Origin of the sequence: Saccharibacillus qingshengii (genome assembly GCF_013185195.1) — a bacterium.
GTDB classification, from domain to species: Bacteria; Bacillota; Bacilli; order Paenibacillales; family Paenibacillaceae; genus Saccharibacillus; species Saccharibacillus qingshengii.
The window spans coordinates 51,813-76,713 of the sequence record NZ_JAAZWC010000001.1 but is presented as its reverse complement, the minus strand read 5'-3'; the positions used below and the strand labels follow the sequence as shown (position 1 = coordinate 76,713).

22 protein-coding genes are annotated in these 24,901 nt (G+C 54.0%); 2 read left to right on the top strand and 20 right to left on the bottom strand.

Annotated elements, in window-relative coordinates:
* Window positions 1-4: 4 nt before the first annotated feature.
* The 9 genes from HRQ60_RS00290 to HRQ60_RS00250 form a co-directional block, all read right to left on the bottom strand.
* Window positions 5-2,557: a diguanylate cyclase domain-containing protein gene (locus tag HRQ60_RS00290; protein WP_172193653.1), complete on the bottom strand. Its 2,553-nt coding sequence runs from the start codon at window positions 2,555-2,557 to the stop codon at window positions 5-7.
* 63 nt (window positions 2,558-2,620) lie between these two features.
* Window positions 2,621-3,208, bottom strand: coding sequence for a biliverdin-producing heme oxygenase (locus HRQ60_RS00285; RefSeq protein WP_172193652.1), 588 nt, complete (start codon window positions 3,206-3,208; stop codon window positions 2,621-2,623).
* Window positions 3,209-3,454: 246 nt separating this feature from the next.
* A complete protein-coding gene (locus tag HRQ60_RS00280) occupies window positions 3,455-4,024 on the bottom strand; it encodes a GNAT family N-acetyltransferase (RefSeq protein ID WP_172193651.1) in 570 nt (189 codons plus the stop codon).
* 1,596 nt (window positions 4,025-5,620) lie between these two features.
* Window positions 5,621-6,073, bottom strand: coding sequence for a chemotaxis protein CheW (locus HRQ60_RS00275; protein WP_172193650.1), 453 nt, complete (start codon window positions 6,071-6,073; stop codon window positions 5,621-5,623).
* A 126-nt stretch (window positions 6,074-6,199) separates the two neighbouring features.
* Window positions 6,200-7,033, bottom strand: a complete 834-nt coding sequence (gene rhaD / locus HRQ60_RS00270; RefSeq protein ID WP_172193649.1) for a rhamnulose-1-phosphate aldolase — start codon at window positions 7,031-7,033, stop codon at window positions 6,200-6,202.
* Window positions 7,030-8,319: an L-rhamnose isomerase gene (gene rhaA / locus HRQ60_RS00265; protein WP_172193648.1), complete on the bottom strand. Its 1,290-nt coding sequence runs from the start codon at window positions 8,317-8,319 to the stop codon at window positions 7,030-7,032. The genes rhaD and rhaA overlap by 4 nt, the downstream gene beginning before the upstream one ends.
* Window positions 8,320-8,321: 2 nt before the next feature.
* A complete protein-coding gene (rhaB, locus tag HRQ60_RS00260) occupies window positions 8,322-9,794 on the bottom strand; it encodes a rhamnulokinase (RefSeq protein ID WP_172193647.1) in 1,473 nt (490 codons plus the stop codon).
* Between the two features lie 196 nt (window positions 9,795-9,990).
* The gene (locus tag HRQ60_RS00255) at window positions 9,991-10,713 is read right to left on the bottom strand and encodes a YebC/PmpR family DNA-binding transcriptional regulator (protein WP_172193646.1); all 723 of its coding nucleotides are present in this window, start codon (window positions 10,711-10,713) and stop codon (window positions 9,991-9,993) included.
* Window positions 10,714-10,846: 133 nt separating this feature from the next.
* Entirely contained in the window at window positions 10,847-11,269 is a 423-nt protein-coding gene (locus tag HRQ60_RS00250) for a hypothetical protein (RefSeq protein WP_172193645.1), read from the bottom strand.
* A gap of 208 nt (window positions 11,270-11,477) precedes the next feature.
* On the opposite strand from HRQ60_RS00250, the gene HRQ60_RS00245 reads away from it, so the two are divergent.
* Window positions 11,478-12,653: an MFS transporter gene (locus HRQ60_RS00245; protein WP_246280962.1), complete on the top strand. Its 1,176-nt coding sequence runs from the start codon at window positions 11,478-11,480 to the stop codon at window positions 12,651-12,653.
* Window positions 12,654-12,761: 108 nt separating this feature from the next.
* On the opposite strand, the gene HRQ60_RS00240 is transcribed toward HRQ60_RS00245, so the two are convergent.
* Window positions 12,762-13,484, bottom strand: coding sequence for a general stress protein (locus HRQ60_RS00240; protein WP_172193643.1), 723 nt, complete (start codon window positions 13,482-13,484; stop codon window positions 12,762-12,764).
* 206 nt (window positions 13,485-13,690) lie between these two features.
* Here HRQ60_RS00240 and HRQ60_RS00235 point away from each other — a divergent pair, with 206 nt between their 5' ends.
* Entirely contained in the window at window positions 13,691-15,343 is a 1,653-nt protein-coding gene (locus HRQ60_RS00235; protein ID WP_172193642.1) for a putative bifunctional diguanylate cyclase/phosphodiesterase, read from the top strand.
* 102 nt (window positions 15,344-15,445) lie between these two features.
* Here the strand turns inward: HRQ60_RS00235 and HRQ60_RS00230 are convergent, their stop codons facing one another.
* The 10 genes from HRQ60_RS00230 to HRQ60_RS00185 form a co-directional block, all read right to left on the bottom strand.
* Window positions 15,446-15,601, bottom strand: coding sequence for a hypothetical protein (locus HRQ60_RS00230; protein WP_172193641.1), 156 nt, complete (start codon window positions 15,599-15,601; stop codon window positions 15,446-15,448).
* A 69-nt stretch (window positions 15,602-15,670) separates the two neighbouring features.
* Complete coding sequence (locus tag HRQ60_RS00225; protein ID WP_172193640.1) at window positions 15,671-16,249, bottom strand: DNA-3-methyladenine glycosylase I; 579 nt, start codon at window positions 16,247-16,249, stop codon at window positions 15,671-15,673.
* A gap of 32 nt (window positions 16,250-16,281) precedes the next feature.
* Window positions 16,282-18,252, bottom strand: coding sequence for an LTA synthase family protein (locus tag HRQ60_RS00220; protein ID WP_172193639.1), 1,971 nt, complete (start codon window positions 18,250-18,252; stop codon window positions 16,282-16,284).
* 193 nt (window positions 18,253-18,445) lie between these two features.
* On the bottom strand, window positions 18,446-18,964 hold the full coding sequence (locus tag HRQ60_RS00215) for a YfcE family phosphodiesterase (RefSeq protein ID WP_172193934.1): 519 nt from the start codon (window positions 18,962-18,964) through the stop codon (window positions 18,446-18,448).
* Window positions 18,965-18,993: 29 nt separating this feature from the next.
* Window positions 18,994-19,809: a (2Fe-2S)-binding protein gene (locus HRQ60_RS00210; RefSeq protein ID WP_172193638.1), complete on the bottom strand. Its 816-nt coding sequence runs from the start codon at window positions 19,807-19,809 to the stop codon at window positions 18,994-18,996.
* Between the two features lie 212 nt (window positions 19,810-20,021).
* Window positions 20,022-20,789 carry a phosphate ABC transporter ATP-binding protein PstB gene (pstB, locus tag HRQ60_RS00205; RefSeq protein WP_172193637.1) on the bottom strand — a complete coding sequence of 256 codons (768 nt, stop codon included), beginning with the start codon at window positions 20,787-20,789 and terminating at the stop codon, window positions 20,022-20,024.
* Window positions 20,790-20,802: 13 nt separating this feature from the next.
* Window positions 20,803-21,699, bottom strand: a complete 897-nt coding sequence (gene pstA / locus HRQ60_RS00200; protein WP_172193636.1) for a phosphate ABC transporter permease PstA — start codon at window positions 21,697-21,699, stop codon at window positions 20,803-20,805.
* Window positions 21,696-22,607, bottom strand: a complete 912-nt coding sequence (pstC, locus tag HRQ60_RS00195; protein ID WP_172193635.1) for a phosphate ABC transporter permease subunit PstC — start codon at window positions 22,605-22,607, stop codon at window positions 21,696-21,698. The genes pstA and pstC overlap by 4 nt, the downstream gene beginning before the upstream one ends.
* Window positions 22,608-22,690: 83 nt before the next feature.
* The gene (locus HRQ60_RS00190) at window positions 22,691-23,635 is read right to left on the bottom strand and encodes a phosphate ABC transporter substrate-binding protein (RefSeq protein WP_172193634.1); all 945 of its coding nucleotides are present in this window, start codon (window positions 23,633-23,635) and stop codon (window positions 22,691-22,693) included.
* A gap of 259 nt (window positions 23,636-23,894) precedes the next feature.
* Window positions 23,895-24,893: an endo-1,4-beta-xylanase gene (locus HRQ60_RS00185; protein ID WP_172193633.1), complete on the bottom strand. Its 999-nt coding sequence runs from the start codon at window positions 24,891-24,893 to the stop codon at window positions 23,895-23,897.
* Window positions 24,894-24,901: the final 8 nt, after the last annotated feature.

Sequence of the window (24,901 nt, the reverse complement as noted above, 5' to 3'; positions counted from 1 at the left end):
AGGGCTATTCCATGAAGACGACGCGATTCTTGCCTTCGCGTTTGGCCTGCATCAAGGCCCGGTCCGCCTGAAGAATAAAATGGGTAAACCGGTGATCGGAAGTGGGACGCATCAAAGCGCCGCCGATGCTGACCGTTACATAATCCCAGGTACTCTCTTCATTCCGGCGAATCTGCAGATCAATGACTCCCTGGCGCAGCTGTTCCGCCAGTTCTTCCGCCTGTCCTACATAACGGCCATCCAGACGCATCATAAACGTGCCTCCGCCCGTACGGGATACGCGGGCTTCGCACTGGCGGCCGAACAGATCGAGCACCTGCGCGACATTCTGGATACACAGGTCTCCGCCCTGAAGGCCGTGGACGGCATTGTAGCTGCGGAAATCGTCGATATCGATCTCCAGCAGCGCAATCGGATGGCTATCGCTTCCGGAAGCTTCAATCCAATCTTTCTCGAGCAGCTGTTCGAACGTCCGCCGGTTTGGAAGATCCGTCAGCGGATCCGTCGTCATATAGCTGTTCAACTGATCGGTGATGCTGGTATATTCCGTCTGCTGTTCGGGCGTTTCGGCGATTTTGCGGGCAATCAGCATAACCGAAGGTCTTCCGCTGTGCGAAACGGCCGCCAGCGTGATATCGAGCAGCAGCGTTTCGCATTTGAGGTTCACGAATGCTTGACTGCCCGATACCAGCGAAGAGGCGTCCTGTTCCAACTGCTTGAGCAGAGCTCTCATCGGTTCACGGGATTCTTCCAATACGAAAGGCAGAAAATCCTGGCCGATCAACGCTTCCTTGTCGGTTTCGCCAAGCAGCGTGGTCGCCTGTTCGTTGCAGTAGACGATATGCCGGTCCGTCAGGGTAAAGAACGCTACCGGCGAGAATTCCATCAGCTGCAAATAACGCTGTTCGTTCTGCCGCAGGATCCGGGCATTCTGCAGCGCCTGTTCTTCCGCCTGCTGAAGATCGCTTTTCGTCTGATTGTCGACAACCGCACGCAGTTCGAACAAAGCGTTCAGCTCCTCGGTCTTCCAATGCAGAGCCGTCGATTGGACCACTTCCCGCCATTTCTCGAACGATTTGCGCGGCGACAAACGGAATCCGTCATTTTCCTGGATAACCGCTTTGGCCGGATCGCCCGCCCAATCGACGATCTGCAGCAGTTCCGGCCGGAACCAGATGATGTAATTTTGTTGACCCGGAGACAATGCGACATAGAGGGCCCCGGAAGCTTTTTCTTTGTAGGAAGCGGCCCTAGCAAACTCCTGACTCAATCTGGACGTGTGATACGTATAATTCTGCGATTTGCCGCCCATCCAGCCGGCCAATTCCCGGATTTCGCCCGGCGCGGGCGTATCTCCGAACGTCATCAGTTTGTCGTTATAGCTGACCGCCGCACCGGAGGCACCCATCAAATCGAGCAGTTTCCGCTCGGAGGCGTACAGATCTTCAACCACCCGGAACGGACTTGCGGTGCCGATAAAGATCTTCGCGATCCGCGAAGCTTCCGTCCGCAGACGCAGCTCCGCCTGATATTGATCCAACTGCTGGCGCTGGTACAATTCGTTGGAGAAAAAAGCGCCCAGGAAATTGCACAGATTCCGGATGCGGTGCGAAACATACTTCGGCGAATAATGATGGCACGTAATCATGCCCCAGAGTTCCCCGTCGTGGATCAGCGAAATGGTCACGGTCGCTCCGACGCCCATATTTTTCAAATATTCGATATGAAGCGGAGAAACGCTGCGCAGAACGGACAAACTCAAATTGAGCGGTTTGCCGGTCAGCGGCTGTACGGTCGGCACAATTTCGACCGGCGTATAGCTGACGTCCACAATCGTGCGCAGCCAATTGCGCAGATACAAAGCCCGGGCCTGCTTCGGAATATCCGATGCCGGATAATGATGGCCCAGGAAAGGTTCCAAATGGGATTCTCTGGCTTCCGCGACGACCTTTCCATTCCATTCCTTGTCGAATTCGTACACCATAACCCGGTCGTAGCCGAGGATTTCCTTAACCTGTTCCGCTGCTACCTGACTCGCCGTGTAACGGTCCGCACTTTGTTTGAGCTTCACAAAAAACGTGCGGATCCAGCGGAAATCTTCGATACCGTCTTCTTCCTGCTCGTCTTCAAGTTCAAGTTCCAAGATCAGCAGGCCTTCGCTTTCGTGAGCGACAGCCGTAAAGCGCACCGGCAGTCCACTGACTTCGATCAGCACTTTGAGATATTGAAGATCGGATGAAGCTTCGGCATTCAAATCGCGGTTGACCAGATCCGTCATTACATCCTGGCCGAGCAAGTCGGCCAGCGTCATGCCCAGCAGCTCTTCGGGCGAACGCCCGAGCAGTTGGGCCGAATTGCGGCTGCATTGGACAATCTTGCCCGAAGAGGTCCGCCGGGCGGCAAGCAGCACGCCGTTCGGCTGGATCATGCCCGGGATATGAATCGGTTCCTTGTCGCAGTTGGTCAGGTCGATCAGCTCGTCGGTGACGTATCCGCCGCCGGTCAGCAGCGAACGGTTAAGCGGCTCACTGTCGGGATTAGGGTTGATATTGGCCATTAAAGGAATAACCTCCTGCTGAGTTTAGGGTTGGGTCTTCTAAGATGCGTATGACAGGTAGGTTTACTCGGCGAGCCAACGCTCCAGCAGACGGAAGGTTTCGACAGCCGTCTCCGTAATTTCGCCGCAGCTCTCTTCGCGGTCTCCGGCCTGAAGCAGAAGCTCTCGGAATTCGCTCCAGCGAATACGGGTATCCGCTCCGTAAGCGTCAAAATAAGACAATCCCGCTTCAGGCGTAATCGCAAGCGTCTTCGAGAGTTTCTTCGTAATCATCTGTCCGCCCATGGTCGATCCTTCGATCACATAAAAGCAGCCCAGCAGTTTGCTTCTTGTTGACAAGTCGGGAAGCTCGCTGCAGAGCGGCAGAGCGGCGATCTGGGCAGGCGACAGCCCCAATCGTATCAAATCGCGCTCCAGCATCGGCGTCTTGCGCCGGTCCTGTAGGTTGTAGCCGGATTCGCGTAGCGCCTGCGAAGCCTCGGCCCGGCTTTCCAGCGGAGCGATAAAGCCGTAGAACAATTCCAGATATCTTCTATACTCTTCCAAACCGATCGTACCGTTCATAATGGCCGAAGCGTAAGGGTTAGCCTCTACACGATCGTGATAAGGCGCGCTTTCATTTTTCAGGCGTTCCAAAATCGTAGTGGTCATTGAGTTCATCTCTCCTTGCAGCCGCGCTGAAAAATGACGCGTCAGCCTTCCAGCCGCCGCGATCTGCACGAACTCTTGTGTAATGTCGGTACCGGTTCGCTTTCCTTTCGAAACGTTCTTTCTTTAAAACGCTTCTTATGTATAACAATACCTGATTATGCGGTCAAAAAAAAGAGCGAACGAATCGGCATTTTGCCGGATCGGTCCGCTCTTTCTCCAGAGGATCTTGCGCATCGGAAATCCGGCTTAATATTCGTGCCAGACGTCGCGATATTCCGGGTTGCGTTTGAACTGGGCGCGCACATACGAACAAACCGGGAAGATCCGTTTGTCTTCCAGCCGCGCTTCTTCCACCAATCGTTCCAGCAGCGTCTTGGCGATACTGCCTCCGCGATACTCGGGATCCACGTACGTATGATTGGCCATCCACGTATCGGGTTCGGGGCCTTCCGCATACGTGATTTCACCGATAACCTGACCGCCTTTTTTCAGCTTGAAGCCGTCGGCTTCGCGTACAAACTCCGTACCGGCAAGCAGCGAACCGGCCGGCTCGTGATCTTTGCCCGCATCTTTCACCGTCGTGACTCCCTGCTTGATCGCCGCGGCTTCCGCTTTCAAGTCGCCGATTCCCAGTTTCAAATAAGAAAGGGAAGATTTGAACTTTGCGGGTTTGTCTTTCATCTGCGTCTGCACCTGTTCCATATTTCCTTTGAGCGTGTCTACTTCCGTTTTGAGGCTGTCCATGGATGCCTTGATCCCGTCCAGCGCCTGCTTGGTATCGTTCATACTTGTTTTAATCGTTTTGAGCATGGCCATCTCCAACGCCTCCTTTGTCGCTTATTACCCACTTTCGCTCTTCATTGAGCTTGCTCACTCCCGAAAAGGCGTAAAACCTAAAAATAAAGCGTTATCTTGCGAGCTTTGCAGTCCGAATGAGCTGAGTGAACCAGATGAACTTTTACAAACATCTCGATGTTTTTACAGACGTTTTACTTTTCTGGCACCGGGGTTAATATAGAACCAACACCAGCGATACTTCAAAGCCTCACCGAAACGAAGCATCCGCCGGTGCCACTCAAGACTTTTCCATCATCCATAATAAGGAGGGACAAGTCCAATGGGCTAGGTAAGCGAAGCATATTTCAAACCTCCTGCACATGAAGAAAGACGCCCGTGAAAACGTCTTTCGGGAGAAGCGAATATGCGGGAACTCAGACACTGACCGCAGACCATTGAAGAGGACAACCGCTTTACCCAAGCACGAAGTTTGAAGCAGGACTCAAGTACGAATGAAGAACGAAGCTTTATTGTAGAAGACGGAAGAATGAAGACCGATTCGAAGCGAGATTTCCATTCTTGTTCGAAGGGAGCAGGATTCCGATGACGCAGGTTAGCGAAGCGTATCGATGACCGATTTTCACGCATGAAAAACGTACGTGAAAACGTTTTTCGTGAGATCGAGGATACGCGGGAACTCAGAAGCTTGAACTTGATACCCGGAAAAGGCCACAGCAGCGTTCTTATCTGCGAAGGGAGAAGATTCCGATGAAACAGGTCAGCGAAGCATACTGAGTGGTTTTACGCAAAGGAGGCGTACGTGACAGCACCTTCCTGTAAGATCAGGTATGTGGGAAACTCAGAGCCAACCGTCGTCAACTTTCAAACGTATCACAGCGACAATAAGCAATATGTAAGTTAAGCTTTTCAGGCACTTCCGATTGATAAAAACGAACAAGGTTAAGGTGAAAACTTGAATAAACCCTATATTTTTGTAGAAGGAAGCAGCGATTTCGAGCAGGCACAGAAGCCTTGCAACAAAGGAGCATGATTCCAATGCAATAGGTTAGGCAGGCAGTCCGTTGCCGTCGCATACTGGACACGTAAGTCCAGAAGACGCCTCATGCGAGCATTCAGGATGTCAAACCAAAGGGAAACTATTGTTCAGCGGAAGAAGCCGTTTCGAGCAGGATTAGGCCTCGCGTGGAGAGGAGCAGGATTCCGATGCAATAGCGCAAGCGAAGCATACTAGCACGATTCACACCGAGGAAAAGCGTACGTGAAAACGTTTTTCGTGGAATCGATGTATGTGGGAACTCACCCGCCAGATGCAAGAAGACATGGCACAGCCGCGAAGATGCGGCAAGCTCCGATATCACGGAGTACGGATGCAAGACCCGGGCAAAACAAAATTTAAGAATCAAACCGCTAAACGGTTGACGAAAGCTGTGAAGCATACGCCAATCGGCAAGACAGGAACACACGCAATATGTTCGCCATGTCAAGCATGTGGATTGGATCATCAGGAGGAACGAATAAAATTGAATACGGATCTTAACGAATAACCCCCCGCAGTCTTGTTAATTCAAGGATGCGGGGGTATTTGTATGCGGAGCTTTTTCGATGATGCCTCTTCTATTCCGCGTAAAGTCCTTCTTCTTCCAACATTTCCTGAAGATCGAACAGCATGACAATCCGGTCATTCGTTTTGTACATGCCATTGAAGAAACTTCCTTTTCTCTTCCCCCGGCTGCGTCCATCGCCGATCTGCGGGGCTTCCGCACCAACGGTTAGCACTTCGGTTACTTCTTCAACAATAAGGCCTACCGTCAAGCGTCCCAATTCCACCACAAGGATACGCTGCTTAGGATCGGAGAACGACTCGTCGAAACCGAAAGCGACCCGGACATCAAATATGGGCATGATCGTTCCCCGGATCTTCATCATTCCGCGTACGGCCGAATAATAGTCCGATACCGGGACATTTTCCGGCACCGTCACGATTTGTCTCACATATTCGATCGGCAGCCCGTACTCTTCTCCCTCGACTTTGAAAACCACATACTGCTCGGCGTTATCCTGGAACATCCGGCGCAGCCCCTTCCTTCGCGTGTTTGTCTTTATCTTACCTTATTCGCCCGGCCCCGCCTATAGGAACCGGACGAATAAAAGATCAAATCGGATAGGAATTCCGTATTTCCAGTCCTCTTCTTTTTATCGACTCAAAATTCCCGGACGGGGTGTCACGCCAAAAGCCGCGGCCAGATCGATTAGCTGCTGCTCCGTAATCCGCTGCTTGATCTCATGATGAGCCACGAGCATATAAATCTGGGCCGCTTTCTCGATAGTCTCGATCAAACCGAATGCTTCATCCATGGACGTACCCGTACCGAAGATCCCATGCTGGGGCCAGATCACGGCGTGATATTCTCTCATCTTCTCTGCGGTAGCCCGGCCGATCTCGCTGGAACCAGGCACCATCCAGGGAATAATCCCGATCCCGTCCGGAAAAACGACAATGCACTCGGTACACATCTCCCACAGGGTTCGGGTAAACTTCGCTTCATCCAGATCATGGATAAAGGTCATCGCAAGCACATGCGTCGCATGATTATGAATCACAACGCGATGATTCGGGTCGACTTTCAACCGCTCGATATGGCTCATAAAATGCGAAGCCAATTCACTTGTCGGTTTGGCCTCGTTCTCCAATCCCCAGAGCAGTTCGATCCGGGTTCCGTCTTGGGAAATGCGAACCAACCCCAAGTTGCCGGCAGGGTCGTCCAATACGTTTTTGAAATACTTGCCCGAACCGGTCACGATAAAGTAACGTCCTGCCAATTCGCTGACAGGAAAAGCCGGTTCTATCCAACGAAGTACGGCGTTCAGATCGAAATATTGGGCCACTTCTTGCTCATCCAACAAATAGCTGACATTCCCGCCGTTGCGCTCGTCCCATCCGTTTCGCCACATATGCTGGGTAATTTCGGACATTTCACGGATGAACGGTATTTCCAGGGCTTTTGCCGCTTTTTCGATTGTGCTCATGAATGGACTCTCCTTTGCGCAGAGGCGCCGCCGCGTTTTTGAAGAACTTCTTGCTCATGGTTCTTAACCTGGGCCAGCCATTCTTCGCGAACCGGAACACCCGCTTGTTCGCAGAAATAATCCCAGACCGCTCCGAACGGATAAGACTTGAATTCTTCGACCAGAGCCAAGCGAGACGTGTAATCACGCTCCACCTCGATCCGCTTCAGTTCTTCGATCGGTTCAAGCAGAGCGCGCAGCAGCGCTTTCTGGGTACTGCGGACTCCAATCACCCAGGCGGCGATATGATTGATACTTCCATCAAAAAAGTCCAGACCGATATGGGTGCGCGGAAGCAGGTCTCCCCTTACGAGTTCACGGGCAATTTCGAGCAGTTCATCGTCCAAAGTGACCACATGGTCGCTGTCCCAGCGTACCGGACGGCTCACATGCAGCAGCAGACGGTCCGTAAACATCAGAATGGAGGACAGCTTGTTGGAGATGACTTCCGTCGGATGAAAATGTCCCGCATCCAGACAGATCGCTTTGCCCCGGCTCATCGCGTAGCCCATATAGAATTCGTGCGAGCCGACGACATAACTTTCGGAACCCAGACCGAAAAGTTTGCTTTCGACGGCATCGATCGCATACGTCTCATCGATCTCGTCGGCAAAAATCTCGTCCAGGGAATCGCGCAGGCGGGCACGCGGCGACCAGCGGTCGACAGGCGTGTCTTTGTACCCGTCCGGCATCCAGTGATTGGTTACACAAGTCTGGCCCAGTTCGCGGCCGAATGTCTCGGCAATACGCCGGGATGCCCGGCAGTGTTCGATCCAGAAGCTGCGAATCTCCGGATCGGGATGACTGAGCGTAAAACCATCTTCCGCTTTGGGATGGGAGAACAGCGTAGGATTGAAATCGAGACCCAATCCTTTTGGCTTGGCCCAATCGATCCAGCCCTGGAAATGACGGGGTTCCAGCCGATCCAGATCCACTTCTTCGTCGGTATCGGCGTAAATGGCGTGCAAATTGACTTTGTGCTTGCCCGGGATCATGGACAGCGCCTCATCCAGGTCGGCTCTCAGCTCTTCCGGTGTCGAAGCGCGGCCCGGATAGCTGCCGGTAACCGCGATCCCTCCTTCAAGCTTCTTGTCCCGGAACAAAAACCCTTTGACATCGTCGCCCTGCCAGCAGTGCAGCGATATTTTGATCGCGGCAAGCTTGATTAGAACCTCATCCGTATCGACACCGTGTTTGGCGTATAACCGCTTGGCTTCCTGATAAGCCTGTTTCACCGTTTCGCTCATGGTCAGTTCTCCTTCACAGTCAATTGGGTTGCGGACTGCCAGCGTTCCAGCAGCTCGTCTCGATCGGGAATCGGTCTCGAACGGTACGTCTGCGGCGGGAACGAAGCGGCAATCATGCGCCTCGCTTCATTCAAATCATCCAGTTTGCCGCTTGCGATCAACTGGACCGCAATATTGCCGACAGCCGTCGCCTCGGTTGGTCCCGTGCGGACTTCGATGCCCAGCAGATCCGCCGTCAGCTGCGACAGCAGACTGTTATGGGCTCCGCCGCCTACAATATGCAGCACTTCATACCGGACATCCGTCAGCCGTTCCAGCTCCTGCATGGCGTCGAGATAGCTGAGTGCCAGACTGTCAAAAATACATCTGGCCAGCCTTCCCGGCGTATCGGGAACGGGTTGGCCGGTTTCCCGGCAGAACGCTTGAATCTCCTGCGTCATGCCGGCGGGATTCAAAAAACGTACGCTGCTGCAGGGGACAAGGCTGCGAAACCCTTCTTCGCGCCCGGCCCGTTCAACAAGTTCGGCGAAGCTGTGACGTCGGCCCTCTTCGCGGCGGACTTCCTGAAGCATCCACAACCCCATAATGTTCTTGAGAAAACGGAAGGTTTCGAATACGCCCCATTCGTTCGTATAATTGGCGGCCCGCTGCTCCGGTCCGTTCAGCGGGGCCTTAAGCTCGGTTCCGAGCAGGGACCATGTCCCGCTGCTGATATAAGCCCAGCGGCTCTCCTCGGAGGCAGGTACACCGGCCACCGCGGAAGCGGTATCATGAGTCGGCGCAGCAATGAAGGTGCATCGTGGATACAGACCGGATTCCGCAAGTTCCGGCTTCAAGGCACCCACATCCGTGCCGGGCGACGTCAATTCGGCGAACTGGCCGCGTTCCAAACCGAGCAGCCGAAGCAGATCGAGGTCGAATTCGCGGGTCTCCAGATTAAGCAGCTGGGTGGTCGAAGCGTTGGTGGCTTCGTTGATCATCCTGCCGGTCAGCCGATAATAGAGATAATCCGGAACCAGCAGAATCCGGGCGGCGCGTGCCAATTCGGTTGGATCGTGGACATACAGCTGATACAAAGTATTGAAGCTCAGTTCCTGAATGCCGGTCTTGGCGTAAATCTCTTCCCGGCCGAACGTTTCTCTGTGCAGGCGTTCCGGTACTCCGTTCGTCCGGGCATCCCGATAAGCGTAGACCTCCTGCAGCCGATCGCCGAATTCATCGAGCAGTACATAATCGACTCCCCAGGTATCGATACCTACCGTACAAGATTCGATGCCGTTTTCCCGTGCCCGCCGGAGCCCGATCAATATTTCTTCATACAGCTCGTCGATGTTCCAACAATCATGTCCGTTTCTATGCGTAAAAGCGTTATCAAAACGATGCAGCTCACGCAGCTTCAACTTGCCGCCGTCGAACGAAGCGGCGGCAAGGCGGCCGCTGGAAGCGCCGATATCGACGGCAATCGCGTATGTCATGTTTCTACCTCCGCAGAAGCATACTGGTTTTCTTCCTCATCGTACCTGTGCATTTCTTTTCAGTCAACATAAAAACCACATTTAATGTGGTTTTTATTGGTTTTAATCTGCGAAATAGACATAAATACGCAAAAAAAAGCGAGACGGCTTAAGCCGTCCCGCTTTCATTTGTCGTCCGAAGACGAGGTTCAATCGATTATTCTTCTTCCGAATCGACATTGTGGTAGACCTGCTGTACATCTTCAAGGTCTTCGAGCGCATCGATCATCTTGTCGAACAGCTTCTCGGAATCGCCGTCTAGCGATACGAAAGTCTGCGGCAGCATCGTGATTTCGGCTGCCGTGAATTCTTCGATTCCCGCACCGCGCAGCGCTTCTTGTACCGCATGGAATTGATCCGGAGCCGCGTAGATAATAACGGACTCGTCTTCGGTCACGATATCGCGCGCATCCACGTCCGCTTCCATCAGCAGCTCGAGCACCTCTTCTTCGTCTTTGCCTTCAATCCCGATTACGGCCGTCTCGTCGAACATGTAAGCGACCGATCCGCTGACGCCGAGGTTTCCGCCATTTTTACTGAAAGCGGAACGTACGTCGGAAGCAGTCCGGTTGACGTTGTTCGTCAGCGTATCCACGATCACCATCGCTCCGTTTGGACCAAAGCCTTCATACCGCAGTTCCGTGTAGGTCTCGTCGCCGCTGCCTTTGGCTTTGTCCATAGCACGGTCGATGATCGCTTTGGGAACGTTATAAGTCTTGGCGCGTTCGAGTACGACTTTCAGAGCCCGGTTCGATTCCGGATCCGGCTCGCCTTTTTTGGCCGCCACATAAATTTCAACGCCGAATTTGGCATAGACCCGGCTGGTGTTGGCATCTTTGGAAGCCTTCTTTTCCTTGATATTATTCCATTTACGACCCATATCTATCCCGCTCGCTTTCCATAAATAGGTTACGTTCTTGAATTCACACCCATATATTGTAGCCTGAAAAAGACGCCGTAACAAGTGCCGCCTGCACGTACACCCTGCCGGGCGGAAGCCCGGAGTCTATGACTCAAGCGTCCCCGCTCAATTTGTTAAAAGCCCGCCGGGCATTCTGCAAGAAAAATTCCCGCTGCTGCCGCTCTTGCGCGGACAGATCGCCTTGAAGGCGATGTTCGGCTTCGCCGATCGCCAGATGCAGACTCTCCTTGAGGGCGCTGCGTTCCGCATCGTTCAACAGCCCTTTGAGCTTATCCGTAATATTTGGCGTATACGGCATGCGGTTATACTCTTCGGCACTGATCGTTCGCACATCCAGGTAGGTGTTTTTCACTTCGATGATGGTGCTTGGCGCGCGCAGCGTTTTGTCCGTCTCCACAACGACACACTTATTGACATGATCCGGATATACATTGATTATTTTCTGCCTGATTCCCAAAATGCCGCAGATCCGACTGAATGGAATCCGGTGTTCCCGGCTGACTTCATCCGACATAGGTCTCTCCTCCGTTCCCGCATCGGTCCTCGCGAACCGGATAATTCAAGCATATCATAATCGGCCCAAAACGGCTTCATCCATTGACAAACCGTTCGATTTTTCGATATAGTTGTTTAGACAATTATTAAAAAGTTTCCTTTTCTTTTGGAAGAATAGGAAGAACGGAGTCGATATGAACCCACAATCATTATGGAGTCGTCCTTTTTTGACGATCAGTTTTAGCAGTTTTTTTATTTTTATCAATTTTTATATTTTGGCCGTGACTCTGCCGGAGTACGCTTTGGCACACCTTGGAGGAAGTCCGAACAGCATCGGTCTGGTAACGACGATCTTTGTTATTGCCGCCGTTTTGTTCCGGCCGCTGACCGGAAAATGGTTGGACGAGATCAATCGCAAAAAGCTGCTGGTAGGCTCGGTGATTATGTTTGCGACATGCAGTTTGTTCTATGTATGGATCGATAATTATGCCCTGCTGCTGGTTCTGCGGTTCGTGCACGGGATCTCTTTTGGTATTGCGGCTACGACCACTTCCACCGTTGTGTTGGATGTCATCCCGAAAGAACGCAAAGGCGAAGGAATCGGCTACTTTACTCTTTTCATGAGCCTTGCGATGGTATTCGGACCTTTCATCGGCCTATCGGTCTCCTCCGGCGCGGGTTATCCGGTCCTGTTCCTCTTGATTGTGATCTTCGGGATGCTCGCCTGTTTGTTTGGTGTCATCACTCCGATTCCCAAACGCGACATTCAACCGAGCGATCTGGGCGCCTGGCATTTCAAACGCTTCATTGAACCCCGCGCCGTTCCGATTGCAGCGGCCGGATTTCTGATCGCATTCGCTTATGGGGCGATTTCGACCTTTATTTCCGTTTATGCAAGTTCTTTGGGCCTCAAGAGCGCTGCGAGCTATTTCTTTGTCGTCTTCGCCGCGGCCGTGCTGCTGTCCCGTCCTTTTACCGGCCGGCTGTTCGACCGGCGCGGCGCCCATATGCTCGTGTATCCCGGAATTGCTTTGTTTGCAATAGGTCTGCTCGCACTCAGTCAAGCCCATTCCGCCTTATTCTTTCTGGTGACGGCCGCTGTGATCGGCCTCGGTTACGGGGCAATCATTCCAAGCTTCCAAACGCTTGCCGTACAATCCGCCCCGGCTCATCGGAGCGGACTGGCGACCGGCACCTACTTTGTCCTGTTCGATCTGGGATACGGCTTGGGCTCTTATCTGCTGGGACTGGCCGCGTCTTCGGCCGGTTACCGCGTGATGTACCTGATTGGAAGCGCTGCGGCTCTGGCTGCCCTGCTGCCCTACTACCTGCTGTACCATCGGCCGCTGCGGCGCAAACATCGGCAGAGTCCGGCTGGCACAGCCTATAAAGCTTCCTTGTAACGGACCTGTTCCTCTGGGGAAAACGGCCGTTCCGCACAGCAAAGACCGGAAGAGCGATCTTCCGGTCTTTTGGTATGTCCGATATGCGGATTTGCAGCGGCGGAAGACTTATTTGTCTTCCGTATAGGGACGATCGCTGCGGCCGATAATCAGGTTGGAAGCCTGCCTTGTCGGGTCGGTCGTATCGCACAGATCGATATCGTCTTCGCGGTCGTACACGGTATGCGCCGATGGTTCCTTCGCCGAGGCGATTCGCTGCGCATCTTGAACTCCGGCAGGCGGTACCCGTTCGTCTACCGGCATCATGCCGGAAGTAGTCGAGGTGCCGTCTTCGTCGAAATAAGACGTATTGGTCGCTCCGCTGCGCCGGAACACTTCGTAAATCCGGCTTCGCATCGCTTCGTCTTCATCGATCATAACCAGTACTTCGCCTGCCTGAACACGCTCGTCGTAATATTCGGCTTCTTTCTCGGGAATGCCCAGACCGATAAATCCGCCTGCCAATCCGCCGACTCCCGCTCCAAGCGTGGCTCCCGCCAGTGCCGCGGCGATCGGCCCGGCTGCAAGCAGCGGCCCGATTCCCGGAATCGCCAGCGCCCCCAAACTTGCAAGGATTCCGGCCGCTCCGCCAAGCGCTCCTCCTGCCAAGACGCCAGTGGTCATCCCTTCCGGTGCTTTGGTCCCGGTTTCTTGCCGGATTTCTTCCGATTCTCTGGTATGTTTGGCTACCACCGAAATATTTTCCCGGTCGAATCCGGCTTCCGTCAGTTCATGGATAGCCCGAACCGCTTCTTCTTCATGCTCGAATGTAGCCGAAATTTTCTTGTTCATGCCCATTCCTCCCCGTTTTATCGATATGCCCCTTTTTACCCGTTCCATTTTCCCGTCAAACGTTCTCCAAAATGGGAAGCCTCTTAGTCTCCTACGGAAAACCTATCCCCCTTTCTTCCCTTGGCGGTTTGGCCTACGCATAGTATGATAGGACTATACGCATCGACAGGTCGGATAAGCGCGGATTTAAGGAGGGCATTTACAAAATGAAAGAATCGGAACATCCAGATCAGATTGTCGCCCAGTTTCTTCATGCGCTTGAAGATTGTATTTACGTTATGGACTGGGACGGAGAACATTTCCGATATCGGTACGTCAATCGGGCAGCAGCGCTGCTCAGCCATCTCGGTCCGGAACATATGGGACAGACGTTCTCCGAGGTATACGGCCACGAACCCGAAATGGGCAGATATCTGCACCATAAATATATAAAAGTCGTCAATGAACGCCAAAGTATCCGTTTTGAAGACGGAACGCTTCTTCCGAGCGGCGCGCTCAGCGGCGAGAGTATCTTATCCCCGATCTTCGGCGACCGGGGCGAAGTCCAGTCCGTGGTTTGCGTAACGCGGGATATGATCCCCGTGTCCCAACGGGGAAACCAACTGCATCATTATGCGTATCACGACGAACTGACCCAGCTGTTCAACCGGCGTTTTTTGTATGAATTTATCCATGAGCCGTTCGGACTTTTTCTGATCGACCTCGATAATTTCAAAAATATCAACGATGCCCTCGGGCATGAGACCGGCGATACGCTGTTGATCGAAGTCGCCCAACGTTTCAGACAATCGTTCGGCTCGCCTTATGTGATCGCGCGTCAAGGCGCCGACGAATTCATTATTGTATGCGAGAAACCGATCCTGCGCCCGGAAGAACAGGCAAAGCGGATTCTGGAAATCCTCGACAATCCGTTTCTGCTCGGGGATCGGATGATCCGGGTCAGTGCGAGCGTCGGCATTTCTTCTTCTTCCGAGCGCAAGGATCTCTCGACCCTGCTTCGTCAGGCCGATATCGCGCTGTATTATGCCAAGAGCAAAGGGCGCAGCCGTTATCACGAATACAACGAGTCGCTGCGCTACGATCAGGTCATCAAGTTCGACTATGAGATCGCGCTCAATCAATGTATCGAACGCGAAGAACTGCTGCTGCATTACCAGCCGATCTTCGATGCTTCCCACAACAAAGTCGTGGAGGTCGAAGCGCTGCTGCGGTGGAATCTGGGTCATGCCGGCCTGGTCCCTCCTTCCGATTTCATTCCCGTCGCCGAAGAAACCGGCCTGATTGTCCCGATCGGCGAATGGGTCATTCGCCAAGCCTGCAAAGACCTGCCCAAGATCAGCCAGAAATTCGGACCCGATGTCCGGGTAGCCATCAATATTTCGCGTGCCCAGTTCGAAGCGGATCATTTTGTCGAACGGCTGAATGCCATTATCGCCGAAGAAGGCATGTCGCCGAACCGGTTTGATCTGGAAGTGACCGAGACCCTCGTGATGCGCAACCTGGAAGAGATCTGCATCCTGCTCGAACAGCTTCGCGGACAGGGCTTTATGATCTCGCTCGACGATTTCGGCACCGGCTATTCCTCTCTGGGAATCCTGGCTCAAATTCCGATCGACAAATTCAAACTGGATCGCTCTTTTATCGTTCAAATGAATCCGGCCGTGATCTCCGCTCTGCTGGCCATGGCACGCGCCATGAACCTGGACGTGGTGGCCGAAGGGGTCGAAGACGGCGAGCAGCTGATTCAGCTGATGAATATGGGCTGTCCGGGTATTCAGGGTTACCTGATCTGCCGTCCGATGAGCGTCGATGATCTGCCCCGTATTTGGTACCCCGATATCCAGTCTTCCCTGGTTTGACCGTACGGACATACACATATACAAAAAGCTGTTTCGACTGCCGCAGCAAGCGGGTCGAAACAGCTTTTTGTTGTGGCTTCTTCTGCTGCCGGCGATTATGGATTACTGGATCAACCCGACCTGCCGTGCCTGTTCTTCCGTCAGGATAAATTGTTCGGTCTCCCAATAATCTTTGTCGGGATCCAGGCCGAACATATCGATAATCTTGCTCCAGATCTTCCGCTGCATCGCTTCCTGCTGCGTAATCATGACCTTCATTGCGGTTGTCCCCTTTCGCTTATGGCCGGTTTTTGCTTTCTCTTTTATCTTTACCCGCTTCGCCGAAGCCTATACCGGTGTGCCGCCGCAATTTCGTTGGCATCCTACCAGATGGTCGTCGACCATCCCGGAAGCCTGCATCAGCGCATAACAGATGGTGCTGCCGACAAATTTGAACCCGCGTTTCTTAAGGTCTTTGCTCAAGCGATCCGACACTTCCGTTCGGACTGGTACTTCTTCGGGTAAATGGCGGTTTCCTTCAATCGTACGGCCCTCCACGAAAGACCAGATATACGTATCGAAACTTCCGAATTCGGCCTGCACACGCAGAAAAGCTTTCGCGTTGTGAACAGTCGATTCGAGCTTGAGGCGGTTGCGGATAATCCCGGCATCGCCCATCAGTTCGCCGATTTTGGCCGTATCGTACGCAGCGATGACTTCGGGATCGAAGCCGTCCATCACTTCCCGATAGCGCTCGCGCTTTTTCAGAACGGTGTACCAGCTTAGTCCCGCCTGTGCGCCTTCCAGAGTCAGCAGCTCGAACCAGGTTCGATCGTCATGCACGGGAACGCCCCATTCTTCGTCGTGATAACGGATATACAGCGGATCATCGTTAACCCAACTGCATCGGACCGGATTCTCCGGCATTTCGAATCGCTCCCCTGCTCACTTGTTTAATTTTATTTCGCACCCAAGCCCCGTTTGGGCAGTACCTTTACATAATCGTCGGACAATTTCATCAGCTGCAAAATATACTCGTAATCTTCGCGGTACGGCTCCAGATCGGTGATCGGTTCGTGCGTGTCCAGCGACACCGCTGTCCCGTCTTCGAATCCTTCTCCCGGAATATACAGAATGCCGTCCCCGACAAAAGACCCGGTAGGCAGATAATACCGGATTCCGACGACGTTGCGATCGGTGTTCAGCAGATCGCGGCCGAATACGGTATGGTTTTCTTTGGACAACGAAACGCCAAGCAGGTTCATCAGTGTCGGCACAAAGTCCATCTGCCCGCCTGCCAATTCGATCCGCTCGCCTTTTTCCAGACCCGGCACATGCACAATCAGCGGAATATTGAACCGGCTGGCATTGGCCTCATAAGAGATGCCGAGCATCGACGATACCCAGGCGGGATCGTTCTCGGCCGTAGCCAGTCCGCCGTGATCGCCGTACACGAGCAGCAGCGTATTGTCCCACAAGTCTTTGGCTTTGAGGTTCTCGATCAATTTCCCGAGTGCATAGTCCGTATAATGCTGGGCGTTCAGGTAGCTTCCGAGCTGCGTTCCCTGAAGGCGTTCCGGAATCTCAAGCTGCGGGAACTCTTTGGGCACATCAAACGGAGCATGGCTGGATGTGGTCACGAATTGGGCATAAAACGGCGAACCGTCCGCACGCATTTCGTCGATCTTCTCGAGTCCCACCCGGTACATCTCTTCGTCGGAAGCTCCAAAATTATTGAAATGATCGTTGACGTAGCTCGGCTTATCGTAAAAATTCTGGAATCCGAGCGCTGGGTACAGCTGATTCCGGTCCCAGAACGTGGCGTTGTTGATCTGGAATGTAGCGGTCTTGTAGCCTTTCTCTTCCAAGAGACGCGGCGAACTCGGAATCTCCCGGTCTCCGTAACCGGTCGACATCGCAATCGCCGCCGTCGGATAAATGGAGGTGTTCGAGATAAACTCCGCATCCGAAGTGTTGCCCGGGCCGATTTGCTGGAAAATGTTCGGGAAATAAAAACTTTGTCCAATCAATTCATTCAGATTCGGCGTCACTTCCTTGTTATCGAGCTTGTAGCCGATCGGGAAGTTCTGGAACGATTCCATCTGGACGACGATCACGTTCATGTCCTTCGCCGCTCCGAAATAAGCCGGTTTGGACGTTTTGCTGCCCGATGCTGCTCCAGCGTTCTTGTTCACATACGGAAAAGACTGCTGAAGAGCTTCCACCTGAGCCGCGACTTCTTCGGGCGAAGTGCTGGCCAGGAACTCGCGTTCTTTCTTTTTCTCGATGGCGGTACTGACCTGGTAATTCAGAAAACCGATATTTTCGGCGCGTACGATCTCATTGCTGATTGCGGAGCCCCGGCTGATCCTTACGCCGGACAGCAGCAGGCAGACAACCAACACCAACGATACCGCGATACGGCTCATACGTGTAGCCGTGCCGCTCCAGGAAGATTTCCCAGCGGAAGCGAACGAGAGCTGCCCGCGCGACCCGCGGCGCCGAATCGCACGTACGCCAAAGCGGACCAGTATGAACGCAAAGTCCGCAAAAAAGATGAAAAACGCGGGTTTGATCAATCCGCCTACCATGTTGCTCACTTCGGGCACCTGGCCGAGCGACCCCAGCACCGTGTAAGTCGGAACGGATCCGAAATAGGAATGATACACGGCAGCCGAGAAAAAGAGCAGCGACAGCAGGACATCGGCGGCCCAGGCTGTTCCCTTTTTCCAGCGTCTTGGAATGAGCAGCTCCAGCAGGCAGGTCAATCCGAGCGCCGTGGACAGATCGATAAAAACGCCGCTCAGTTCGAATTCGGAGAAGAAAAACCAGCGCAGCAGCAGCAGCTTGGCAAACAGGATACCGGAAGTGATCAAAAATGCTTTATCGGGTCCTCGGCTCGTCTGAAGCGGAGTCGGGATTAATTTCATTATTGGACACCTTCTTTGTTTACAGGATATGGATTCAACAACTCATTATAAAACACTATCTTTACACCGTCAAAACATTGCGTTAACACAAAGCCTTTTTTTCGGAAAAATCCAACAAAAAAAGACCCCGGTATCGAAATTCCCGGGGTCTGTCTGTGTATGCCGTCTGTGATCGTTCCTGTTCGCAACGGATCTAAATCTTCGAATCGTAATGGCGATGTTCGAACACGGACATCAACCCGTCCAACGTAATCAGACCGTACGAATACTGCTTCAACCGGCGTTTGTCCGTAGGCGAACCCGGATTGAACAAGGTAAGGCTCCCTTCCCGCTTGGGATTCGGGACCGTTCTGGATAACGGAATATGCGAATGTCCAAATACCACGATATCGACTTCTTCGTCTTCGAACGCGGCAAGCGCATTCGCTTCCGTACTCCCCCGGCCCAAATGTCCGTGCGTCAGTCCGATTCGCCATCCTCCGATTTCGACGATCCGGCGGTAGCCCCAGCGTTCGACGATAGCCGGTCCGTCGTTGTTGCCCGCTACGCCGTGAACGGGAGCGTATACGGCCAGCAGGTCGTACACCTCCGGAGACGTCCAGTCGCCCGCATGAAGAATCAGATCGGCCTCCGCCAGTTCTTCGACCAGCCGCGGCGGAAGAGCTTTCGCCATGCGGGGCATATGCGTATCGGAGACCACGACGATTCTGATCCTGCCGGTCGACAGCAGCGCTTCTTCGTTCATTGCGCTCGAACCCGTTCGCGGCGTTCGGCCCGATCCTGCTCGCTGATCTTCGGACAGTTGTAACAGTATTCGGCTCCCGGAAGCATATGGTACAGGCAGCAGCTTGGACGCAGTTGGATCTGCTCCGTGGGATGGGTCAGATGGGGCGTATACCGGAAACGCAGATCGAACGGATTTTTTTTGCGGCCAAAAAGATCGGGCTCCAGCGTCTTCATCTGTTCGTAAATCTTCTCCAGCCGGTCGCGGTGGGGCGCCAGCATCGGACCGAACTGCGGATGGCTCCGCCACATTTGCGCAAAATAATCCGCGCGGCCCGGCAGCTGCGCCCAGATCATGCCGATAGCAAGGCCTGACCTTGCAGCAAAGTTCTCGAACAGCGGACGGCAGGTCTGCCCGTAAAACTTAGCCAGACCTTCGCGCATCCACTCGTCGCGCTCGGCTTCGTCCGGCGGTGCCGTCTGCGCAAGGCGGCTGCCGATCACAAAGTTCAGGCTGTGCCCGTTCTCCAGGCGAAACAGCTGGACACTCAGATTGGCTGCCGAAAATTCCGGACGCAGTCCGGCGGCTGCCGGGAAGTACATCGAAGCGATGACGACCCCGCTGTACCAACTGCAAAAGTAAGTGACGGCCGCCTGAAGATCCGGAGCCTGCAGAACATCGGCGAATACACGCAGAAAAGACTCCGCGCCTTCCGGTGTGGACAGCTCGGCCAGCGAAGCCGACATCTCGGCCCCTTCAAGCGGTTCTGCGCTCATATAAAACTGCGGCAGCAGCAAATTCTTGTCGAATTCGATCATGGACGGTTCGGTCATCAAAAGATCATCCTTTCCGAATCGGGAATGTTTCTCATTTGTTTATCGTACTTGATTCCGTGCAGGGGTACAACACGAATCGTTAATGAGTTAAAAAAAAGACCGTTTCCTTCGCAAGAAGGAGACGGTCCGATACGTATCGTATGAGAGCTTGCAAAAATGGCGGCCGGATCAGACTTCCCGCATCTGCGGGGCTTGTCCGGATCGCTTCTTCAGCCAAACCGGCCCATGATATATTCCTGGGTCATTTGGTTCGAAGGGTTCGAGAACAGCTTGGTCGTATCATCGTGCTCGATCAGATTGCCCAGATAGAAATAGGCGGTCGAATCGGATACGCGTGCAGCCTGCTGCATGTTGTGCGTCACGATCACGATGCGAAGATCTTTTTTGAGTTCGATGATCAGCTCTTCGACTTTGCCGGTGGATACCGGGTCAAGTGCGGAAGCCGGTTCGTCGAGCAGCAGAATCTGCGGACTGACGGACAGGGCGCGCGCGATGCACAGACGCTGCTGCTGACCGCCGGACAGCGACAGTGCCGATTCTTTCAAACGGTCTTTGACTTCGTCCCACAAAGCGGCGCGGCGCAGACTCTGCTCGACAATCTCGTCCAGCTGCTTCTTGCCGCGTGTCCCGTGGTATCTCGGACCAAATGCGATATTTTCGTAAATCGACTTGTAGAACGGATTCGGACGCTGCCAGACCATGCCGATCTTCTGGCGCAGCGTGACCGCATCGGTGTTCTTGTCGTTCAGATCCTGCCCGTCCATCCAGATCCGTCCGGCAACGCGCGCGGACGCAATCTCGTCGTTCATCCGGTTCAGGGAGCGCAGGAAGGTCGACTTCCCGCAGCCCGACGGTCCGATCAGCGCGGTTACGCTTTTCTCGGGGAATTCCATATTGATCTTCTTGACGGCCTCGTTCGTGCCGTAAAATACACTCAGTTCTTCCGTGCCAAAGCGCGGCTGCGTACTGGTCTGCATAACGGAAGCCCTCCTATTCCATCCGCTTGGAAGCGGTAATCTTGCGGTACACGAAACGTCCGAACCAGCGTGCGACCAGATTGAACAGCAGAACCATGATCACGAGCACGGCGGAAGCGCCTGCGGCAACCTGCTTCGCATCCGGTACCACGCCTTCGCTGTTCAACTTCCAGATGTGTACGGCCAGCGTTTCCGCCGGACGCAGCGGGTTGATCGGGGAACGCGGATGCAGCGGATTCCAGTCGGTGAAATCAAGCGGCGGCGTCGTCATACCCGAGGTGAACAGCAGCGCGGCGGCTTCGCCGAATACGCGGCCGGCCGCGAGAATAGTACCGGTAATCAAACTCGGCAGCGCGACAGGCAGCAGGATCGAGGTGATGATCTTCCATTTGGACAAACCGAGTGCAAGCCCGGCTTCCTTCTGCTCTCTAGGTACGGCGCGGAACGATTGTTCCGTAATCCGAACCATCAGCGGCAGATTGAAGATCGCCAGCGCGATCGCGCCGGACAGCAGCGAATAGCCGAGATCGAAAGTGTTAACAAACAGCAGGAGACCGAACAAGCCGACAACGATCGACGGGAAAGACGACAGAACTTCGACGACCAGGCGAATGAAGGCGGTGATTTTGCCTTCGCGCGCATATTCCGCCATGTAAATGCCGCCGCCCAGACCGATCGGGATGGTGATGATCATCGTCAGGACGAGCAGGAACAGCGAGTTGAACAGCTGCGGCCCGATACCGCCGCCCGCCTTCATGTTCTGCGAAGGCGAGGTCAGGAAGTGCCAGTCGATTTGGGCGATCCCCCGGAAGAGGATAATGCCGAGCAGCCCGGCCAGAATCGCGACGATGAGAACCGCGAAAAAGACGATAATGCCGGTCGCAAGTTTGTCTGCGGTTTTTGCGTTCACAGTTTATTCCTCCTTTGGAGCAGCCGTACCGCAATGATGAACACAAAGGTCATAAAGAGCAGCATCAGCGCCATACTCCAGAGGACGTTGTTCTGTACCGTTCCGGTTACCGTGTTGCTCATGTTCAAGGTGATCACGCTGGTCAGGGTCGAAGCCGATTGAACCAGGGAAGTCGGCAGGAACGGAGCATTGCCGATAACCATCTGTACGGCAAGTGCTTCGCCGAAAGCGCGCGCGATGCCGAGGATAATACCCGTCCAGAGCGAAGGAGCCAAAGTCGGCAGCACGACGCGGTAGATCGTCTGCCAGCGCGTTGCGCCAAGCGCATACGACGCTTCACGCATGCCGCGCGGCAGCGAAGTCAGCGCGTCCGCAGCGATACTTGTAATCGTCGGCAGGATCATGATCGACAGGACAAGAGCACCCGCACCCACGCCGTAGCCTACCGAAGTCCCGCCTGTCAGCGAACTGATGAACGGAATAAGGACGGTCAGACCGATAAAGCCGTAAACGACCGACGGAATACCCGAAAGAAGTTCGATAGCCGGCTGCAGGATTCTTTTGCCTTTGCCCGGTACAATTTCGGTCATGAACAAGGCCGCGCAGATGCTGAGCGGGCCCGCGATCAGGGCAGCCAGCATCGAGACGACGAACGAACCCGCTATGAACGGAAGTGCGCCGAACGACGGCGTATCCCCGGTCGGATTCCAATTACGGCCGAACAGGAACTCGGCCAGGCTCACACCGTCTTTCGTAAAGGTGGCCAGTCCTTTGGAAGCGACGAAGTACACGATCGACACGATCACGACGATCAGCATGAGCACGCAGAGGTACGTATAAGTCTTACCGATCAGGTCTTCGCGGCGATGTCTGGCGAATCCGCGCGAAGCGGGTTTAGTATTTTCCATAAGTGGTTACCCTCTCCATTCGTTGTTAAACGCGCAAATAGAGGCGGAGAAACCGCCTCTTTTTTGCCGGTGCTGCCGAAAGATTACTGAATCGTTTTGCCTTCTGCGTCACGCTTGGTTTCCATGCTGGATACCGGGATGTAACCCAGTTCCACAACGTCCGCGTTTTGTACTTCTTCAGTCATCATGTAATCCAGGAAAGCCTTGGCTGCGCCTTCCGGCTCGCCTTTCGTGTACATGTGCTCGTAAGCCCAGATTGGGTATTTGCCACTTTGTACGTTTTCTTCTTTTGGTTCTACGCCTTCGTAGCTCAGAGCCGTAACGGTGTCGTCGAGGTACGAGAACGCCAGGTAACCTACAGCGCCTTTGGTATCGGCAACGATTTGCTTAACGGTACCCGAGGAATCCTGTTCGATAGCGCCCGGTACGTTTTCGACTTTTTCACCCAGTGCGTACTTCTCGAATGTGGCACGCGTACCCGAGCTGCTCGGGCGGTTAACGATGACGATCGCTTGATCGGAACCGCCAACGTCTTTCCAGTTTTTCACTTTGCCGCTGAATACGTCCAACAGCTGCTGTTTGCTCAGATCGGTTACGCCCGTATCTTTGTTCACGACAGTTGCCATAGCGACAACCGCGACTTGATGGTCAACCAGTTCGGCTGCCTTGTCGGCATCCAGTTTTTCTTCCGCGAATACGTCGGAGTTGCCGATGTCGGCTGCGCCTTCGGATACCTGAGTCAGGCCCGTGCCGCTGCCTCCGCCCTGTACTTGAACCGTAACTTCAGCATTCTCGGTCATGTATTTCTGACCCACTTGATCGACCAGCGGCTGCAGAGCCGTCGATCCGACTGCCAGGATGGATCCCGATACGGACTCTGCCGCCGGTGTTTCTGTAGCTGCCGGAGTTGTACCCGAACCTGCTGCCGATGTTTCCGTAGTCGCCGTTGTGCTGCCGTTACCGCAAGCGGTAAGTGCGAGCATAGCGGAAAGTGTTAAAGTGCCGAATAATGTTTTTTTCGATTTCATGTCTGGTTTGACCCTCCTAGTGGTGTTCATACGATTGCGGCCGTCTGCTCTCTATCCGAGTTGTCCGTGCCGCTTAACAGTTCCTATTGTAGAGAGCGAAAATTAACGCAAAACCATTGTTTTGTAAAAACAGTGTAAAATATTTCGTTTTGGCTTCAGAAATAAAAAAGATGCCCGCAGCGATCGCGGACATCGTATTCCATTTCTATTCGGACTCCTATTAAAATGGCTTCTTCTCTTCTACATCGCTCAGCATCTCTCAGCGCGCCGCTTCCACGATGCGCCAGAACGCCGGCTTCGCTTGAAGCTTGCGGTCAAAAGGCAGCGGCCAGTTGAGGCGGCCCCGCACCGGGAAACCGTCCAACCAGGTTCGCGTATCGGCCGCTCCCCAAAACGTAACCGAATCGATCGCCGAGCGGTACTCGCGGAACAGACGGAAGATCTCTTCGTAGCGGACCGTCAGCAGCTGCTCCATCTCCGGCGTCGGCGCGGCAAGGTCCGTTCTCCGATCTTCGAACCGGAACGCGGACAGATCCAGCTCCGTGATATGCAGCCTGACGCCAAGCGAAATGTAAAGCTCGATCGCTTCCTTAATCTCGTCGATCGGAGGACCGTACAGGTTCCAGTGTCCCTGCATCCCGATGCCATGCACCGGAGCTCCGGCCGCCTTGAGCGAACCGACAAGGCGATGGATCTTCTCCCGCTTGAGCGGATCTGTCTCGTTGTAATCGTTGTAAAACAGCAGGGCATCGGGATCGGCGCGATGCGCGATATGGAACGCCTGCTCCAGATAGTCTTCGCCGACGCAGTCCAGCCAAGGCGTTTGACGTAGATAGCCGGCCGCTCCGTCTTCGACGGCTTCATTGACGACGTCCCAGGCCCCGATCCTGCCCGCGTAGCGCCGCATAACGGTGTACGTATGCTCTTCCAAACGTTTCAGTACCTGGGTCCGAGAAGCTTGGCCCCCGTCTTCTTGGAATACCCAGGCCGGCGTCTGATTGTGCCAGACCAGCGTGTGACCCCGAACGGCCATCTTGTGCCGAACGGCGAAGTCGACGATCTCGTCGGCCGCTTCAAACGTATACCGGTCTTCTTCCGGATGGATCTCCTCGAACTTCATCTGATTCTCGGCAGTCAGGCTGTTATAGTGACGGGCTACAAATTCCTGCTCGCGCCGAAGCGTTTCCGTACTTACGGCGGCGCCTATTCGAAACAGGTCGGTATACGCCTTCTGCAGGGACGGCGTTTCTCTCTCCATCGGACTCT

What these genes read in the sequence shown, in the direction of transcription:
- HRQ60_RS00290 (WP_172193653.1), bottom strand. Translation starts at nt 2,557, where the DNA reads ATGGCCAATATCAACCCTAATCCCGACAGTGAGCCGCTTAACCGTTCG.
- HRQ60_RS00285 (WP_172193652.1), bottom strand. Translation starts at nt 3,208, where the DNA reads ATGACCACTACGATTTTGGAACGCCTGAAAAATGAAAGCGCGCCTTAT.
- HRQ60_RS00280 (WP_172193651.1), bottom strand. Translation starts at nt 4,024, where the DNA reads ATGGCCATGCTCAAAACGATTAAAACAAGTATGAACGATACCAAGCAG.
- HRQ60_RS00275 (WP_172193650.1), bottom strand. Translation starts at nt 6,073, where the DNA reads ATGTTCCAGGATAACGCCGAGCAGTATGTGGTTTTCAAAGTCGAGGGA.
- rhaD (WP_172193649.1), bottom strand. Translation starts at nt 7,033, where the DNA reads ATGAGCACAATCGAAAAAGCGGCAAAAGCCCTGGAAATACCGTTCATC.
- rhaA (WP_172193648.1), bottom strand. Translation starts at nt 8,319, where the DNA reads ATGAGCGAAACGGTGAAACAGGCTTATCAGGAAGCCAAGCGGTTATAC.
- rhaB (WP_172193647.1), bottom strand. Translation starts at nt 9,794, where the DNA reads ATGACATACGCGATTGCCGTCGATATCGGCGCTTCCAGCGGCCGCCTT.
- HRQ60_RS00255 (WP_172193646.1), bottom strand. Translation starts at nt 10,713, where the DNA reads ATGGGTCGTAAATGGAATAATATCAAGGAAAAGAAGGCTTCCAAAGAT.
- HRQ60_RS00250 (WP_172193645.1), bottom strand. Translation starts at nt 11,269, where the DNA reads ATGTCGGATGAAGTCAGCCGGGAACACCGGATTCCATTCAGTCGGATC.
- HRQ60_RS00240 (WP_172193643.1), bottom strand. Translation starts at nt 13,484, where the DNA reads ATGAACAAGAAAATTTCGGCTACATTCGAGCATGAAGAAGAAGCGGTT.
- HRQ60_RS00235 (WP_172193642.1), top strand. Translation starts at nt 13,691, where the DNA reads ATGAAAGAATCGGAACATCCAGATCAGATTGTCGCCCAGTTTCTTCAT.
- HRQ60_RS00230 (WP_172193641.1), bottom strand. Translation starts at nt 15,601, where the DNA reads ATGAAGGTCATGATTACGCAGCAGGAAGCGATGCAGCGGAAGATCTGG.
- HRQ60_RS00225 (WP_172193640.1), bottom strand. Translation starts at nt 16,249, where the DNA reads ATGCCGGAGAATCCGGTCCGATGCAGTTGGGTTAACGATGATCCGCTG.
- HRQ60_RS00220 (WP_172193639.1), bottom strand. Translation starts at nt 18,252, where the DNA reads ATGAAATTAATCCCGACTCCGCTTCAGACGAGCCGAGGACCCGATAAA.
- HRQ60_RS00210 (WP_172193638.1), bottom strand. Translation starts at nt 19,809, where the DNA reads ATGACCGAACCGTCCATGATCGAATTCGACAAGAATTTGCTGCTGCCG.
- pstB (WP_172193637.1), bottom strand. Translation starts at nt 20,789, where the DNA reads ATGCAGACCAGTACGCAGCCGCGCTTTGGCACGGAAGAACTGAGTGTA.
- pstC (WP_172193635.1), bottom strand. Translation starts at nt 22,607, where the DNA reads ATGGAAAATACTAAACCCGCTTCGCGCGGATTCGCCAGACATCGCCGC.
- HRQ60_RS00190 (WP_172193634.1), bottom strand. Translation starts at nt 23,635, where the DNA reads ATGAAATCGAAAAAAACATTATTCGGCACTTTAACACTTTCCGCTATG.
- HRQ60_RS00185 (WP_172193633.1), bottom strand. Translation starts at nt 24,893, where the DNA reads ATGGAGAGAGAAACGCCGTCCCTGCAGAAGGCGTATACCGACCTGTTT.